Consider the following 16,780-nt stretch of genomic DNA (forward strand, 5'->3'; position numbering starts at 1 on the left):
CGGCGCCCAACCCGCCCAACGGCCAATGCCGTTGCAAGCATGGAGCGACAACTGCAGTCAGCAACCCCCCTGTGGATGCCACCGCCAACACCACGGACGGCATCACGGCAACGCCACCGCCAACACCACGGCAACGCCACCGCCAACACCACCGCTAAGCAACCTATGGTTGCGCATCCTCGGGCCGGGGCGTAACGTCATATGCAACCAAACGTTGCACGAACCACATCGTCGACCGAGAAGCGAGTGACGGCCATGCAAGCCAGCAAGTCCGAGTACGGCAGCATCGAGCGGGAGATCCACATCGAGGCCTCGCCCGAGGTGGTGTACGAGGTCATCAGCACGCCCGAGCATCTGCGGGAGTGGTGGCCCGACGAGGCGGAGTTCGAGTCGGTGGTCGGCGGGACCGGGCAGGTGGTCTTCGGGGAGAAGGGCTCCGCCGACGCGCAGGTGTCCCCGCTCACCGTCGTGGAGGCCGATCCGCCCAAGCGGTTCGCCATCCGGTGGGTGTACGACGAGGACGAGGCGGCGTCGCCCACGAACTCGTTGCTCGTCACGTTCGACCTGGTGCCGACGGACACGGGCACCCTGCTGCGGTTCAGCGAGCAGGGGTTCCGGGAGCGGGGCTGGGAGGCCGCGCTGCTGGAGGAGCAGTACCGCGACCACGTCACGGGCTGGGACTACTTCCTGCCGCGCCTGGTCGCCTACGCAGCCGCACGCCAGGGCTCGGTGGCACGGTGAGCGTGGCGACGGACGACGAGCTGTGGTCCGCGGTGGGCGACCCCATCCGCAGGCGCATGCTCGACCTGCTGCTGGCGGGCAGCGGGGGCACGGCGACGTCACTCAGCGAGCAGCTGCCGGTCACCCGGCAGGCGGTCGCGAAGCACCTGGGCGTGCTCGGACGCGTCGGGCTGGTCCACGACACGCCTGTCGGGCGGGAGCGCCGGTACGAGGTGGACGAAGCGCAACTCGCCAGAGCCGTCGCCCAGTTGTCGGCCGTCGGGGCGGCCTGGGATGCCCGGCTGCAGCGCATCAAGCGGATGGCCGAGGCGATCGAGCGCGCCAAGCAGGAGGGCCGGCAGGCCCGATAGCCACGGCGGGATCCCCAAGGCGGCCTGCGGCAGAGGCGCAACAGGCCACGCACGACAACCCAGGTACCACGAGACAGATATAGGGACACGAGAGGTGTGTTCGCAATGGCGGAGATTCTGCACAGGATCGGCGTCCAGGCCCCGCCCGAGGCGGTGTACGACGCGTTGACGACGGTCGACGGGCTGGCCGGGTGGTGGACCGAGGACACGGACGGCGACGCCGGGGTCGGGGGCGTGGTCCGGTTCCGGTTCCTGCCGGGCGGGTTCGACATGAAGGTGCTGGACGCCCGGCCCGGGGAGGCGGTCCTCTGGGAGGTCGTGGACGGCCCCGAGGAGTGGCTCGGGACGCGGGTCGAGTTCACGCTCAAGCAGGAGGACGGCTTCACCATCGTCCTGTTCCGGCACGAGGGTTGGCGGGAGCCCGTGGAGTTCATGTACCACTGCAGCACCAAGTGGGCCTCCTACCTGCTCAGTCTGAAGAAGCTGCTGGAGACCGGCGCGGGCGACCCCTCGCCGAGGGACCTGCAGATCAGCAACTGGCACTAGGGTCGGGCGCGGCGGCGGTCGACGGTACTGCCCCGTGGGGAGGTCCGTGGGTGGCTGCCGGAGCGGCAGGGGACGGGTCGGTGCCGGCGGTGCGTCAGGCGCCCCCGCTCGACGCGGAGTTGGCCGCCGTGCTCGCGAAGGCCGACGCGGCGGCGAGGGAGCCGCTGACGTGGGAGAACCTCGCGTCCCGGCAGTCCCGCGATGCCGTCGCGCGGCCGCGGCCGGGTCTGGAGCGGCTGGCGGACGGCGGCCGCTTCGAGGTGGCCGAGCTGCGGGTGCCCCGGGATCCCGGAGGCCCGGACGCGGGGGAGGTCACCGTCGTCAGCGCCCGGCCCGCAGGGAGCGAGGGGACGCTGCCGTGGCTGTACTACCTGCACGGCGGCGGCATGGTGATGGGCAACGCCTGGTCGGTGCTCCCCCGGCTGCTGCGGGAGTGGGCGCTGCCGCTCGGAGTCGCCGTCCTCTCCGTGGACTACCGGCTGGCGCCGGGGACGCGCTACCCCGGGCCCTTGGCCGACTGCCGGGCCGGGCTGCTCTGGGCGCTCGCGCACGCGGACGGGCTCGGCCTCGATCCGGAGCGGGTCGTCATCGGGGGGAAGAGCGCGGGAGGGGGGCTGGCGGCGGCGTTGGCGCTGCTGCTGCGGGACCGGGGCGAGCCGTGCCCGCTGGGGCTGCTGATGCTGAGTCCGATGCTCGACGACCGCAACGACAGCTTCTCCAGCCACCAGATGGCCGGGCACGATCCGTGGGACCGGGTGTCGAACGCGACGGCGTGGCGGGCGGCGTTGGGGGACCGCTGGGGCGCACCGGACCTGCCGCCCTACGCGGCGCCGGGCCGCGCCGAGGATCTGTCCGGACTGCCCGCCGCCTATGTGGAGGTCGGCTCGGCCGAGACCTTCCGGGACGAGGCGGTCTCCTTCGCCGACCGTGTGTGGCGCGCCGGGGGCGAGGCCGAACTCCACGTCTGGCCGGGCGCGTTCCACGGCTTCGACACGCTCGCGCCGGAGGCCGCGCTCAGCCGCGACGCCCGCGAGGCGCGGCTGCGCTGGCTGCGGAGGGTGCTTCGGGGAGGGTAGGACCGGGCAGCGCCGGGCGAAGGGGCCGCGCTGCCCGGGAGGTTGACTGGGGGGCAGGGCGGTCAGGACACCAGTTGCCGCCAGGCGGCTTCGACGGTCTGCTCGAGGAGCACCGCGATCGTCATCGGGCCCACACCGCCGGGGACGGGGGTGATCAGGCTCGCGCGGGCCGCCGCGCTGTCGAAGTCGACGTCGCCGACGTTGCCCTCGTTGTAGCCCGCGTCCACGACCACCACGCCGGGCTTGAGGTCCTCGCCGCGGATGAAGCGGGGGCGGCCGACGGCGGCCACGACCAGGTCCGCCTCGCGCAGGTGGGCGCGCAGGTCGGCGGTGCGGGAGTGGCAGTAGGTGACGGTCGCGTCCCGGGCGAGCAGCAGCATGCCCGCGGGCTTGCCGAGGATCGGGCTGCGGCCCACCACGACGGCGTGACGGCCGCTCAACTCGACGTCGTAGGCGTCGAGCAGGCGCATGATGCCGCCGGGAGTGCAGGAGACGAAGCCCGGCAGGCCGAAGCTCATCGCGGCGAAGGAGGCCGTGGTCACGCCGTCGACGTCCTTGCCCGGCGCGATGGCCTCGAAGGCGGCGCGCTCGTCGATGTGGGCGCCGACCGGGTGCTGGAGCAGGATGCCGTGGACCGCCGGGTCCTCGGAGAGCGCGGTGACGGCGTCGACGAGCCCCGCCGTGCTGATCTCGGCGGGCAGGGCGACGTGGCGGGACTCGATGCCGGCCTTGGCGCAGCTGTTCTGCTTCATCCGGACGTAGGTCACGGACGCCGGATCCGCGCCGACGAGGACGGTGGCCAGACACGGGGCGGTGCCGGTGCGGCGGCGCAGTTCGGCGGCGGACTCGGCGGTGCGGGCGGTGAGTTCGCGGGCAAGCGCGGTGCCGTCCAGCAGGGCGGCGGTGGGCTGGGGGACGGCGGTCATCGGGGCCTCCTGGGCGGCTCGTGGCGGAGTGCCCAGGCGCGCGGCGGGGACGGGAACCGTCGGGCCGCTCCCCGGTGGTCGTCCACCTCAGCGCCAGTCACGGCCCGGGGCCGAGTCTAGCCTTTGGGGCGGCCTGCGAAGGGGATGTTGGTCAGGGTCATCGGGGCGTCCGAGAGGACGCGGAGGTAGCTGGCGCCGGAGGGGTTGAGCCGGAAGGCGCCGGTACCGGTGTGGCGCAGGCGGTAGTGGGCGGTCGCGTGCGGGGCCAGCACGGCGGGGCCGCTGACGATGCGCCAGTGGAAGTCGGCCCAGGCGTCGCTGCTGGTGCCGAACGCGGGCCGGAGCGCGGTGCCGGTGCGGTTCTGCAGGGTGACCGAGATGGTGGTGACGCCACGGCTGCCGCTGCTCGTGTAGGCGGTGGGCCGCAGCGTCAGCGGGGGCGGGCTGGCGATGGCGGTCAGCAGCAGGGCCGCTGCCGGGAGGCCGAGCACGGCCGGGAGCGCCAGGCGGACCTGACGGCGCCTCAGCAGCGGGGGCCGCCACTGGTACGCGCGGGCCAGGGCGTCCTGGTCGAGACAGGCGAAGCCGACCAGCCAGAGCGGGGCCAGCAGCATGAAGTAGGTCTCGGTGGAGCGGGCGCTGAGGAAGAAGGCCGGCCAGGGAAGGGCGGCCAGGGCCGGCCCGAGGCGGCGGGGGTGCAGACCGAGCAGGGCCAGGGTGGCCAGCAGCAGGGCGAGCGCGGCCGCGGAGTAGTAGCCGAGCGCGCCGGTGCCGTCCGTGAGGTAGTAGCTGATGTCGACCGGGCCCAGGCCCTGCGGGGCGACGTGCTGGGTGAGCACGGTGGAGACGCCGTCGGCCCAGCGGGAGGGGCCGTCGAGCAGCAGGGAGGGGAGGTTGACGAGCAGGAAGGCCGCCGCGGCGACGCCGGTCCAGCGGGCGGTGAGGGCGGCGGCCTGGCGCGGCGAGGTCTCCCCGGCCCGCACCAGCAGGATTCCGAGGACTGTGAACGGGGCCAGGAACCAGGCGAGTTGGTGGGCCGAGCAGGCGAGGCCGAGGCAGGCCGCGGTGCCCAGGTCGGCGCGGGAGAGGCGGGCGCCGNCGGGAGAGGCGGCCGCCGACGCCGACGCGGGTCCACCGGGCGACGACGACGGCGAGCGGGGCGAGGGTGAGGAAGACCGGGTAGCCCTCGCGGGCGTACGGGAACATCCAGCTGACGCCGAAGAGCAGCAGCGTGGCCCCTGGCCGGACCGCTTCGGGCAGCAGCCGGAACATGACGACGGCTGCCAGGACGAGGCCGCCGAGGGAGACCAGCCCGGCGACGGGGACCCAGGAGGGGAGCACGTGCACGAGGGGGGCGGTCAGCAGGACGCTGAGCGGCGGGTAGCCGAAGGTGTCCGCCCAGCCGCCGCCGACGAGCGGCGTCAGGTTGATCCCGAACACGGCCGTGGTCCGAACGAAGTGGACGCCGTAGACGTGTCCGCCGGCGGCCAGCGACCGGGCCGCCATGGTGACCAGCGCGCCCTCGTCGTCGTGGTAGACGTGCTTGCCGGGACCCGTGGAGGAGGCGAGCAGCAGGCCGAGCCGGACCACGGCCAGGGCGAGGACGAGGACGTCCAGCCGGGCCAGGCCGGCGCGGCGGCGGGCCAGCAGGACGGCGACAGCGGTGGCGAGCAGCAGGCCGTAGAGCACGCCGAAGCCGGCGGTGAGGTAGCCGCGGCCGAGCGCGGAGGCGCGCAACGCGGTCGGCAGGCCCTGGAACAGCACCAGCAGGGCGAGCAGGGAGACCGCCCGGCGGGCGACGCCGACGGGGGGTGCGGGCGTGGACACGCGGCTGACCGTAGCCGAGGCCGGTAAGGGACCGGGCGATTCCCACCCCAAAGGGTGAAGGTCCGTCAAAGGGCAGGTCGGAGTGGCATGAAGGAGCGCTGCGACGGTCGTCAGGACGCGCGGCTGCCGGGCGTGTGTGCGAGCGGTCCCAGGGTCCTACGGTGGGGGCATGGGTGACACGGCGGCACTGGAGCGGGAGCTGCGACGGCGGGTGCGCGGCCGGGTGGACTTCGGGGACGGTGCCCGGGGCGTCTACGCCTACGACGCCTCGAACTACCGGCAGGTGCCGCTCGGCGTGGTCGCCCCCGCCGGTGCGGACGACGTGCGGGCCGCGCTCGCACTGGCCCGGGAAGCGGGGGTGCCGGTGCTGGCGCGGGGCGCCGGGACCAGCATCGGCGGCCAGGCGGTGTCCCCGGGCGCGCTCGTGCTGGACTTCCGCCCCGGGATGCGCCGCATCGGCCCGGTGGACGCCGCGGCGCGGACGGTGCGGGTGGAACCGGGCGTCGTCCTCGACGACCTGCAACGGGCCGCTGCCGCACACGGGTTGGGCTTCGGGCCGGATCCGTCCACGCACAGCCGGGCCACGTTGGGCGGGATGATCGGCAACGACTCCTGCGGCGCGCACTCGGTCGCCTGGGGACGGACCGCGGACAACGTCCGGGAGCTGGAGCTGCTGCTGGCCGACGGCGCGGAGTTCGCGGTCGGCGGTCCGTCGACGGCCGAGGAGCGGCGGGTCGCGGGGGAGCGGGGCGGGCGGGAGGGGGAGGTCCGCCGGGAGCTGGAGCGGCTGGCGGCGGAGAACCTCGCGCTGCTGCGCACGGCGTTCCCCCGGCTGCCGCGCCGGGTCTCGGGTTTCGCGCTGGACGCGCTGCTGCCGGAACGCGGCTTCGACCTGGCCCGGGCGCTGACGGGCACGGAGGGCAGCTGCGCGCTGCTGCTCGGGGCGACGGTGGCGCTGCACCCGCTGCCGCGCGCCCGGATGCTGGTGGTCGCCGGGTACGCCGACGAGTCGGCGGCGGCCGAGGCCGTGGCCGAGCTGCTGCCGCTGCGCCCGCTGACGGCCGAGGGCATGGGCGCGGACCTGGTGCGGGACGAGCGGGCACGGGAGGCGCTGCCGGCCGGGCGCGGCTGGCTGTTCCTGGAGGCGGACGGCCGCGAGCACGCCGAGGCGATCGAGCGGGCGGTGCGCGGGCAGGGGGCGAGCGTGCGGCTGCTCACCGATCCCGGCGGGCAGCGCCGGCTCTGGCGGGTGCGGGAGGCCGCCGCCGGGACCGCGACGCGCGCCCCGGACGGCTCCGAGGCATGGCCCGGCTGGGAGGACTCCGCGGTGCCGCCGTGGCGCCTCGGCCCGTACCTGCGAGAGCTACGGCAACTGACGGCCCGTCATGGACTGCGCGGCGTTCCGTACGGCCACTTCGGCGAGGGATGCGTGCACCTGCGGCTGGACTTCCCGCTCGACACCCGCGACGGCCGCGGTGCCTTCCGCCGGTTCCTGGAGGAGGCGGCCGACCTGGTGGTGGCCCACGGCGGTTCGCTGTCCGGCGAGCACGGCGACGGGCAGGCGCGGGGCGAGCTGCTGGGGCGGATGTACCCGCCGGAGGTGCTGGAGCTGTTCGCGCGGTTCAAGCGGGTCTTCGACCCGGAGGGGCTGCTCAACCCGGGCAACGTCGTCGCGCCGCGCGCGCTCGACGCCGACCTGCGCGTGGCCCGGCTGCCCCGGGAGCTGCCGCTGGCGGACGGTGCTCGTCGCTGCGTCGGCGTGGGCGCCTGTGTGGCCGAGCGGCCGGTGGGCGTGATGTGCCCGAGCTACGCCGCGACCGGCGACGAGCGGCACTCGACACGAGGCCGGGCCCGGCTGCTGGGCGAGCTGGTGGACGGACGGCTGCTGACGGGCCGTCACGGTGCGGACGAGGTGCGGGAGGCACTCGACCTGTGCCTGTCCTGCAAGGGCTGCGCCGTGGACTGCCCGGTGCACGTGGACATGGCGACGTACAAGTCGCTGTTCCTGGACCGGTACTACGCGCGGCGGCTGCGGCCGCGGAGCCACTGGGCGCTGGGCGGGCTGCCCAGTCGGCTGCGGTGGCTGCACCGGGTGCCCGGCGCGGCCCGGTTGGTGAACCTGCCCGCCGTATCCGCGCTGGTGCGGAGGGCGGCGGGGACGGAGCGGGAGCGCCCGCTGCCCCGGGTGGCGCCGCGGCCGTTCACGCGCGGGTTCCGGCCGCGCCCGGGGGAGCGGAGGGTGTTGCTGTGGCCGGACACCTTCGGCAACCATCTGGAGCCGGAGGTCCTGGAGGCGGGGGTGGCCGTGCTGCGCTACGCGGGCTTCGAGCCGGTGCTCCCGGTGGGTCCGGTCTGCTGCGGGCTGACCTGGGTGACGACCGGTCAGCTGGCCGCCGCGCGGCGGGTGCTGCGCCGGACGCTGCGGGTGCTGGGGAGCAGCGACCCGGAGCTGCCGGTGGTGGTGCTGGAGCCCAGCTGCGCGGCGGCGCTGCGGGAGGAGCTGCCGCGGTACCTGCCCGATGACCCGGCGGCCCGTCAACTGGCCGACCGGGTGCGGACGCTGGAACAGTTCCTGGCGGAGTCCGTGCCGGCGGGCACGCTGCCGCTGCCGGAGGGGCCGGTGCTGACGCAGGTGCACTGCCATGAGCACGCGGTGCTGCGCGGGCAAGCCGCCGACCCGCGATCGGGTATGGCCGGGACGGAGATCGGGGGCTGCTGCGGCCTGGCGGGGAACTTCGCCTTCGAGCGCGGGCACCACGCGGTGTCGGTGGCGGTGGCCGAGCAGCGGCTGCTGCCCGCGCTGCGGGCGGCGGCTCCGGGGACGGCGGTGCGGGCGGACGGTTACAGCTGCCGGACGCAGATCAGGCAGCTGGGGCCGGCGGGCAGCGCCGCACCACTGCACCTGGCCCAGCTCTTGCAGCAAGGATTGCCTGAGAATTGCAAAGATCGGTAAGCGGCTTTCGTTCCATGCCCTAGACTTGCGGCCATGACACGACGACTTGCCGAGGTGGCCAGGAAGGTCGGGGTCAGCGAGGCGACGGTCAGCCGGGTGCTCAACGGCAAGCCCGGCGTCTCCGAGCAGACCCGCACCGCCGTCCTGACCGCCCTGGACGTGCTCGGCTACGAGCGCCCGACCCAGCTGCGCGGCGAACGCTCGCGGCTGGTCGGCCTGGTCCTGCCGGAGCTGCAGAACCCGATCTTCCCCGCCTTCGCCGAAGTGGTCGGCGGCGCCCTGGCCCAGCAGGGCTTCACCCCGGTGCTGTGCACGCAGACGGCGGGAGGCGTCTCGGAGGCCGACTACGTGGAGCTGCTGCTGCAGCAGCAGGTCTCCGGTGTGGTCTTCTTCGGCGGCCTGTACGCGCAGGCGGAGTCCCCGCACGAGCACTACGAGCGGCTCTCCCAGCGCGGCCTGCCCACCGTGCTGATGAACGCCGCGATCCCGGACCTGGGCTTCCCGCAGGTCAGCTGCGACGACGCGGTGGCGGTGGAGCAGGCCGTGGGCCACCTCGTCTCGCTGGGCCACCGCAGGATCGGGCTGGTGCTCGGTCCGCAGGACCACATGCCCTCACGCCGCAAGCTGACGGCGGCTCACCTGGCCATGACCAAGGCCGGATTGGAGCTGGGGGAGCAGGACGTCGAGCACGCGCTGTTCTCGCTGGAGGGCGGCCAGGCGGCGGCCGGCCGGCTGCTGCAGCGCGGCGTCACGGGCTTCATCTGCGCCTCCGACCCGATCGCCCTCGGGGCCGTGCGGGCCGCGAAGCGGCGCGGGCTGGACGTCCCCGGGGACGTCTCGGTGGTCGGCTACGACGACTCGTCGTTCATGACCTGCACGGATCCGCCGCTGACCACGATCCGCCAGCCCATCGAGGCCATGGGGCGGGCAGCCGTCGACCTGCTGGCCGGTGAGATCGCCGGTGCCAAGGTGACGCACGACGAGCTGCTGTTCGAGCCCGAGCTCGTCGTCCGCGGCTCCACGGGCCCCGTGCCCCGCATCTGACCGCCCGACGGCAACCCCTCCAGGGGCGCGGGGAACCGCGCGAGCAGCCCACCACCCGGGGAGTCCGGCCCGCAAGGGAACCGGACCTCCGCGAGTGGTGAGCGGCCCGCACCGTTCCCCGCGCCCCTTTCGCATGCCCTGGCGAGACATTGTTGAAATCTTGCAAGTTGCCGTCGACATCTTGTGCTCATCTGCTGGCAATGCTTAAGTGATGGCCGCCACAGGTTCCCCGGATCCTGGCGGGCTTTCCCACTCATCGCCCATGAAGGGGTCAACACCCATGCGCAGATCCGCAGCGCTGCTGATCGCCGCCGCTGTCTCACTGACCGCCGCCGCGTGCGGCTCCAGCTCCTCCTCCGGCTCCGGCGACGGCAAGAGCGACGCCGGCGGCAAGGTGACCATCTCGATCGACTGCGCGCCGCCGACCAGCCGGCCGGTGCAGCGCAAGCAGTGGGCCGACGACATCGCCGCCTTCGAGAAGCTGCACCCGAACATCACGGTGAAGAGCATCGACACCTTCCCGTGCGAGACGCCCGAACTGTTCACCGCCGCGCTCAAGGGCGGCACCGAGGCGAACGTCTTCTACACCTACTTCACCGACAAGCAGCAGGTGCTGGACGCGGGTCAGGCGGCCGACATCACGCAGTACGTCACCGCCGCGAACCTGCCGGCCAAGGACGACATCCTCGACTCGGTGTGGGACACCCAGAAGTCAGACGGGAAGATCTACGGGCTCCCGCGCACCAACTACACCATGGGCATGATCATCAACCGGAAGCTGTTCCAGCAGGCCGGGCTCAACCCCGACCAGCCGCCCACCACCTGGGCCGAGGTCGAGGCCGACGCGAAGAAGATCGCCGCGCTGGGCAACGGCATCGCCGGCTACGGCGACTACAGCGCCGGCAACAACGGCGGCTGGCACTTCACCGCCGAGATGTACGCCCAGGGCGGCCAGATGGTCACCCCGGACGGCAAGAAGGCCGCCTTCAACAACGCCCAGGGCCTCGCCGTCCTGCAGAACCTGCACAAGCTCCGCTTCGACGACGGCGTGATGGGCTCCACCCAGCTCTACAAGTGGGGCGACCTGCAGAAGCAGATGGCCGCGGGCAAGTTGGGGATGTACATCGCCGCGCCGGACGACATCACGTACATGGTGCAGAGCCTCGGCGCCAAGTACGAGGACTTCGGCATGGGCCCGATCCCCGGCCAGGACGGCCCCGGCAAGGGCACCCTCGCCGGCGGCGACGACTACATGTTCAACGTCAAGGACACCCCGGAGCAGATCAAGGCGGGCATCCAGCTGGTCAGCTACCTGTGGCTGACCATGGGCCAGGGCCAGCAGTACAACTACGCCCGGGCCAAGGCGTCCGGCCAGGCCGTCGGCCTGCCGGAGCCGCAGCTGTTCCAGGGCCAGACCGCGCAGCAGGACGCGACGCTCAAGGCGGCCAGCGCCACCATGTCGGTCCAGGCCTTCGACCCGTTCGTCAAGGCGGCCGTCCCCGGCGTCACCGAGCCGGCCAACGCCCAGGCCATCTACAAGATCCTCGACACGGCGATGGCCTCCACGCTCACCGACCCCAAGGCGAACCTGCAGAAGCTGCTCGACACCGCCGAGCAGCAGGTCAACCAGGTGCTCGCCAACGCCCAGTAGGCGCCGGCCACCACCCAGTAGGCCAACGGCCAAGCGATCCAAGGAGATTCGACAATGGCGGTCCTGACCGCACCCTCCGGGACCGACTCGCCGCCGGCACAGGCGGCGGGCCGGGCCGGGGCCCTGCGCAGATCGGTGCAGCGGAACCTCGCCGCACACGGCTTCCTGATCGGCGCGGTGCTCTGCTTCGCCCTCTTCTCGTGGTACCCCATGGTCCGCGAAGTGATCATGAGCTTCCAGAAGGCGAAGGCGGGCAGGACCACCTGGGTCGGCCTGCACAACCTGAACCAGATCGTCAACGACCCCAGCTTCTGGCAGGCCTGGCGCAACACGGCGGAGTTCACCGGGCTCGCGCTGGTGCTGGGGTTCGCCGCCCCCTTCGTGCTGGCCGCGGTGATGAACGAACTGCGGCACGCCCGGGGCTACCTGAGGATCCTGGTGTACCTGCCGGTGATGCTCCCGCCGGTGTCATCGCTGGTGCTGTTCAAGTACCTGTACAACCCCGAGTACGGGCTGATCGACCGGGTGCTGCAGCTGCTCCACCTTCCCACCTCGGGGTGGCTGCAGTCCCCTGACATGGCGATGCTCGCCGTGGTGATCGCCTCCACCTGGATGAACATGGGCAGCGCCACCCTGATCTACCTGGCCGCCCTGCAGAACATCCCCGGCGAGCTCTACGAGGCCGCCGAGCTGGACGGGGCCGGACTGCTGCGCCGCGTCTGGCATGTGACGATCCCGCAGACCCGGCTGATCCTCTCGCTGATGCTGATGCTGCAGATCGTCGCCACCATGCAGGTCTTCGTCGAGCCCTTCGTGCTCACCAACGGCGGCCAGGGCGTGGACGGTTCGACCACCACCGTCGTCTACCTGATCTACCAGTACGCCTTCAACTTCTCCAACTACGGCGCGGCCTGCGCACTCGGGCTGCTCCTGCTGCTGGTGCTGGCCGGCTTCTCGGTGGTCTACGTGCGACTGAACCGGAGGCTGGACTCGTGAGCGACACCCGTACCCTGGTCAACCCGGCCCAGCTGAACCGGACGCTGTACCGGACGGTGCTGGTCCTGATCGTGGCCGCGTTCACGATCGCCTTCCTCGGGCCCCTCTACCTGCTGGTGACCAACGGGCTGAAGGGGACGACGGAGTCCATCCAGACGCCGCCGACCTTCTACCCGCACCACGTGATGCTCTCCAACTACGGCGACGCCTGGAACCGGCTCAACATCTCGCACCTGCTGCTCAACACGCTCTGGTACGCCTTCGGCGCGCTCGCCTTCCAGCTGGTGTTCGACATCGCCGCCGCGTACTCGCTGTCCAAGCTGCGGCCGGTGCTCGGCAACGCGATCCTCGGACTGATGCTGGCGACGCTGATGATCCCGGCCATGGTCCTGGTGGTCCCGCAGTACCTGACGGTGCTGGACCTGCCGCTCCTGCACCAGAACCTGCTCAACTCGCCCTGGGCGATCTGGCTGCCCTCGGTGGCCAACGCGTTCAACATCTACCTGCTGAAGCGCTTCTTCGACTCGGTGCCGCAGGAACTGCTGGACTCCGCGTCCATCGACGGCGCCGGGGCGCTGCGCACGCTGCTCTCCATCGTGCTGCCGATGTCGCGGCCGATCATCGGCGTGGTCTCCATCTTCGCCCTGGTCAACGTCTGGAAGGACTTCCTGTGGCCACTGCTGGCCGAGCCCGACCCGACGAAGCAGACCATCAACGCCGGCATCTACTCGCTCTCGCTGGGCGTCCCCGAGAACGTGCTGATCGCCGCCGCCGCCATCTCCGCGGTCCCGACCGTGATCTTCTTCCTGGTCTTCCAGCGCAACATCATGTCCGGGCTCACCGCCGGCAGCCTCAAGGGCTGACCGCGTCCGCCCCGTTCGAGCCGACCCCCTGTGGGCCGATCCCTTCCGAGGAGACTCCTACCGTGCACCAACCCCACGAGTGGTGGCGTGGCGCCGCGATCTACCAGGTCTACGTGCGCAGCTTCGCCGACGCGGACGGCGACGGAGTGGGCGACCTGGCAGGCGTCCGCTCCCGGCTCCCGTACCTGGCCGAACTCGGCGTCGACGCCCTGTGGTTCAACCCCTGGTACGCCTCGCCGATGGCGGACGGCGGCTACGACGTGGCCGACTACCGCGCCATCCACCCCTCCTTCGGCACGCTGGAGGAGGCCGAGCGGCTCATCGCCGAGGCGCTGGACCTCGGCATCCGCACCATCGTCGACATCGTCCCGAACCACGTCTCGGACCAGCACGCCTGGTTCCGGGCGGCGCTGGCGGCCGGCCCCGGCTCGCCCGAGCGCGAGCGGTTCTGGTTCCGCGACGGCCGGGGCGCGCACGGCGAACTCCCGCCCAACAACTGGAAGTCCCAGTTCGGCGGCACCGCGTGGACCCGCGTCGGGACACCGCAGGCCGGGGACGGCCAGTGGTACCTGCACCGCTTCGCCTCCGGTCAGCCGGACCTCAACTGGACCCATCCGGAGGTGCACCGCGAGCACGAGGAGGTGCTGCGGTTCTGGTTCGACCGCGGCGCGGCCGGCGTCCGCATCGACTCCGCCGCCGAGGTGATCAAGGACCCGGCACTCCCGGACCTGGTCGAGGGCGCCGACCCGCACCCCTACTTCGACCGCGACGAGATCCACGACGTCTACCGGGACTGGCGCAAGGTCGCCGAGTCGTACGCCTCGCCGCGGGCGCTGATCGGCGAGGTGTGGCTGCCGGACCCCGAGCGCTTCGCCCGCTACCTGCGCCCCGACGAGCTGCACACCGCCTTCAACTTCGGCTTTCTGACCTGCCCTTGGGACGCCGACCGGCTGCGCGCGACGATCACCACGACCCTCGCCGTGCACGCGCCGGTGGACGCCCCGGCGACGTGGGTGCTGGCCAACCACGACGTCACCCGCACGGTCACCCGCTACGGCCGCGCGGACACCGGCTTCGACTTCGCCGCCAAGGCGCACGGCATCCCGACCGACCCGGCGCTCGGCACCCGGCGCGCCCGCGCCGCCGCGCTGCTCAGCCTGGCCCTGCCCGGGTCGGTGTACCTCTACCAGGGCGAGGAGTTGGGCCTGCCCGAGGTCGAGGACCTGCCGCCCGAGGTCATCGAGGATCCGATGTTCCACCGCACCGGGGGCGCCGACCCCGGACGCGACGGGTGCCGGGTGCCGCTGCCGTGGAGCGGGGAGGCCGCCCCGTTCGGCTTCTCGCCGGACGCGGACGGGCCGGTGACGACCTGGCTGCCGCAGCCGGGCGACTGGGCCGCGCTCACGGTCGAGCGGCAGCAGGGCGACGCCGGTTCCATGCTCTCCCTGTACCGCGCCGCGCTGCGGCTGCGCCGGGCGGAGCGCCTGGGCGACGGACCGATGGCGTGGCTGCCCAGCGCACCGGAGGTGCTCGCCTTCCGCCGCGACGGCTCGGGCTTCGCCTGTGTCGTCAACCTCGGGGCCGAACCTGTCGATCTGCCGGAGCACCGCAAGGTGCTGCTCACCAGCGGGCCGCTGACGGACGGTCAGCTGCCCCCCGACACTGCGGTCTGGCTCCGCCTGCCCTGACCCGGCGGAGCCAGGGCGCTACCGGGGCCGCACCGTTCTTGAGGGTGGGCGGTGCGGCCCCTTCCATCCACAGGCAACCCGCCTGCCACGCACGGGAGGTATCCCACCATGTACGTCCCACGCACCACCGCCGCGGCCCTGGCCACGGCCGTCGTCAGCCTCACCGTCGGCCTCGGCGGAGCCGCGCACGCCGCGGCCGGGCCGGCCGCCGCCGTCGTCACCCGGGCCGGGCTCGACCCGGCGCTGGTCGCCGGGCGCGGCGCGGACCTGGGCTTCCTCGAGCAGGAGGCGGAGCACGCCGTCACCGACGGCACGGTCATCGGCCCGGGCCGGGACGCCTACACGCTGCAGGCCGAGGCGTCCGGCCGCAGCGCCGTCAGACTGGAGCCCGGGCAGTACGTCGAGTTCACTCTGCCGCAGGCCGCCAACGCGATCACGGTGCGCTACAGCATCCCGGACGCGCCCCAGGGCGGGGGCATCACCTCGCCGCTGGACGTCTCCGTGGACGGCAGGCACCACCGCACCATGACGCTGACCTCCCAGTACGCCTGGCTCTACAACGAGTACCCGTTCAGCAACGACCCGACCGCCGACATCCTCCACCCCGACTGGTGGATGACCGAGTGCGGTTGCGTTCCGGACGCCACCACCCCGGCGCCCGTGGTGGCCAAGCCGTTCCGGCCCAACCACTTCTACGACGAGCAGCGGCTGCTGCTCGGCCGCAGCTACCCCGCGGGTGCCAAGATCCGGCTGACCGTCCCGGCCGGCGCCGCGACCACGGTCGTGGACCTGATGGACTCCCAGCAGGTCGCCCCGCCGCACGTCGAGCCGTACGCCGCGAACGTCCTGGCCTTCGGGGCCGACCCGACCGGGCGGCGCGACTCGGCCGACGCCCTCGACCGGGCCATCGCCTTCGCAAGGCGTACGCACCTCAAGGTCTACCTCCCGCCGGGCACGTACCAGGTGAACCGGCACATCGTCGTGGACGACGTGACGATCGTCGGCGCGGGCAGCTGGTACACCGTCATCAAGGGCCACCAGGTGACCCTTCCGGCCCCGGCGCCGGACGGCTCGGTGCACACGGGCGTCGGCTTCTACGGCAAGGAAGCCGCCGCGGGCGGCAGCCACGACGTGCATCTGTCCGGCTTCGCGATCGAGGGCGACGTGCGCGAGCGGATCGACACCGACCAGGTCAACGGGATCGGCGGCGCCTTCAGCGACTCGACCATCGACGGCCTGTACATCCACCACACCAAGGTCGGCATGTGGTTCGACGGGCCCATGCACCACCTGGTGATCACGAACAACCAGATCGCTGACCAGATCGCGGACGGCATCAACTTCCACACCGGCGTGACCGATTCGGTGGTCCGCAACAACTTCGTCCGCAACACCGGCGACGACGGCCTGGCCATGTGGTCGGAGAAGACCGAGGACGCGGACGACGTCTTCGACCACAACACCGTGCAGACGCCGGTGCTCGCCAACGGCATCGCCCTCTACGGCGGCACCGACAACACGGTCTCCGACAACCTGGTCGCCGACCCGATCCGGGAGGGCAGCGCGATCCACCTCGGCTCCCGCTTCGGCGCCGAGGCCTTCACCGGCCACGTGTGGGTCACCGGCAACACCACCGTCCGGGCCGGGACCTACGAGCTGAACTGGAACATCGGCCTGGGCGCGATCTGGTTCTACGCCCTGGAGAAGGATCTGGCTGCGGACGTGGAGGTGGTCGGGGACGACTTCCTCGACAGCACCTACAACGCCGCCATGTTCGTGGCCGACTGGCCGGTCAGGGACCTGTACTCGATCAGCAACGTCCACTTCAAGGACGTCAGGGTGGACGGCGCCGGCACCTCGGTGGTCAGCGCCCGCGCCGCCGGGTCCGCGACCTTCGAGAACGTGCAGGCCCGCAACGTCGGCGCGGTGAGCGTCAACAACTGCGGCTCCTTCCACTTCACCGCCGCCGGTTCGGAGTTCGGGCTCACCGACCTGGGCGGCAACGGCTCCTGGCTGTCCCCGTGGGAGCTGCCGAACACCATCACCTGCGACGACCGGCCGCCGGTGGTGCCGCCGCCGGCGCCGGGCCCGTGGCACTGACGGCGGCTTCGGCAAGCTC

General features: G+C 72.5%; 13 protein-coding genes and 1 riboswitch. Of the genes, 11 read left to right on the plus strand and 2 right to left on the minus strand.

Annotated elements, in window-relative coordinates:
• Positions 1 to 255: 255 nt before the first annotated feature.
• The 4 genes from ACFP3V_RS23435 to ACFP3V_RS23450 all read left to right on the plus strand — a co-directional run bounded on the left by ACFP3V_RS23435 (position 256) and on the right by ACFP3V_RS23450 (position 2,713).
• Positions 256 to 741 (plus strand): SRPBCC family protein, encoded by a 486-nt coding sequence (locus tag ACFP3V_RS23435; protein WP_380586816.1) that lies wholly within the window; start codon positions 256 to 258, stop codon positions 739 to 741.
• Positions 738 to 1,091 carry an ArsR/SmtB family transcription factor gene (locus tag ACFP3V_RS23440; protein ID WP_380586819.1) on the plus strand — a complete coding sequence of 118 codons (354 nt, stop codon included), beginning with the start codon at positions 738 to 740 and terminating at the stop codon, positions 1,089 to 1,091. Before ACFP3V_RS23435 ends, ACFP3V_RS23440 begins: the two co-directional genes overlap by 4 nt.
• A 105-nt stretch (positions 1,092 to 1,196) precedes the next feature.
• Entirely contained in the window at positions 1,197 to 1,637 is a 441-nt protein-coding gene (locus ACFP3V_RS23445; protein WP_380586822.1) for an SRPBCC family protein, read from the plus strand.
• A gap of 50 nt (positions 1,638 to 1,687) precedes the next feature.
• Positions 1,688 to 2,713, plus strand: coding sequence for an alpha/beta hydrolase fold domain-containing protein (locus tag ACFP3V_RS23450; RefSeq protein WP_380586824.1), 1,026 nt, complete (start codon positions 1,688 to 1,690; stop codon positions 2,711 to 2,713).
• Between the two features lie 62 nt (positions 2,714 to 2,775).
• Here the strand turns inward: ACFP3V_RS23450 and ACFP3V_RS23455 are convergent, their stop codons facing one another.
• Entirely contained in the window at positions 2,776 to 3,639 is an 864-nt protein-coding gene (locus tag ACFP3V_RS23455) for a bifunctional 5,10-methylenetetrahydrofolate dehydrogenase/5,10-methenyltetrahydrofolate cyclohydrolase (protein ID WP_380586827.1), read from the minus strand.
• Positions 3,640 to 3,662: 23 nt separating this feature from the next.
• Positions 3,663 to 3,750, minus strand: a riboswitch (ZMP/ZTP riboswitch).
• A gap of 5 nt (positions 3,751 to 3,755) precedes the next feature.
• Entirely contained in the window at positions 3,756 to 4,622 is an 867-nt protein-coding gene (locus tag ACFP3V_RS23460; RefSeq protein WP_380586830.1) for a hypothetical protein, read from the minus strand.
• Between the two features lie 1,013 nt (positions 4,623 to 5,635).
• On the opposite strand from ACFP3V_RS23460, the gene ACFP3V_RS23465 reads away from it, so the two are divergent.
• The 7 genes from ACFP3V_RS23465 to ACFP3V_RS23495 all read left to right on the plus strand — a co-directional run bounded on the left by ACFP3V_RS23465 (position 5,636) and on the right by ACFP3V_RS23495 (position 16,761).
• Complete coding sequence (locus ACFP3V_RS23465; protein WP_380586833.1) at positions 5,636 to 8,419, plus strand: FAD-binding and (Fe-S)-binding domain-containing protein; 2,784 nt, start codon at positions 5,636 to 5,638, stop codon at positions 8,417 to 8,419.
• 33 nt (positions 8,420 to 8,452) lie between these two features.
• Complete coding sequence (locus tag ACFP3V_RS23470) at positions 8,453 to 9,463, plus strand: LacI family DNA-binding transcriptional regulator (RefSeq protein WP_380586836.1); 1,011 nt, start codon at positions 8,453 to 8,455, stop codon at positions 9,461 to 9,463.
• 280 nt (positions 9,464 to 9,743) lie between these two features.
• Positions 9,744 to 11,114, plus strand: a complete 1,371-nt coding sequence (locus tag ACFP3V_RS23475) for an extracellular solute-binding protein (protein ID WP_380586839.1) — start codon at positions 9,744 to 9,746, stop codon at positions 11,112 to 11,114.
• Positions 11,115 to 11,168: 54 nt separating this feature from the next.
• Complete coding sequence (locus tag ACFP3V_RS23480) at positions 11,169 to 12,110, plus strand: carbohydrate ABC transporter permease (protein ID WP_380586842.1); 942 nt, start codon at positions 11,169 to 11,171, stop codon at positions 12,108 to 12,110.
• On the plus strand, positions 12,107 to 12,973 hold the full coding sequence (locus ACFP3V_RS23485; protein WP_380586845.1) for a carbohydrate ABC transporter permease: 867 nt from the start codon (positions 12,107 to 12,109) through the stop codon (positions 12,971 to 12,973). The genes ACFP3V_RS23480 and ACFP3V_RS23485 overlap by 4 nt, the downstream gene beginning before the upstream one ends.
• Before the next feature lie 62 nt (positions 12,974 to 13,035).
• On the plus strand, positions 13,036 to 14,661 hold the full coding sequence (locus tag ACFP3V_RS23490) for a glycoside hydrolase family 13 protein (protein WP_380586848.1): 1,626 nt from the start codon (positions 13,036 to 13,038) through the stop codon (positions 14,659 to 14,661).
• Between the two features lie 108 nt (positions 14,662 to 14,769).
• The gene (locus tag ACFP3V_RS23495) at positions 14,770 to 16,761 is read left to right on the plus strand and encodes a glycosyl hydrolase family 28-related protein (RefSeq protein WP_380586851.1); all 1,992 of its coding nucleotides are present in this window, start codon (positions 14,770 to 14,772) and stop codon (positions 16,759 to 16,761) included.
• Positions 16,762 to 16,780 lie beyond the last annotated feature (19 nt).

Source organism: Streptacidiphilus monticola, from assembly GCF_042658505.1.
Classification (GTDB): Bacteria; Actinomycetota; Actinomycetes; order Streptomycetales; family Streptomycetaceae; genus Streptacidiphilus; species Streptacidiphilus monticola.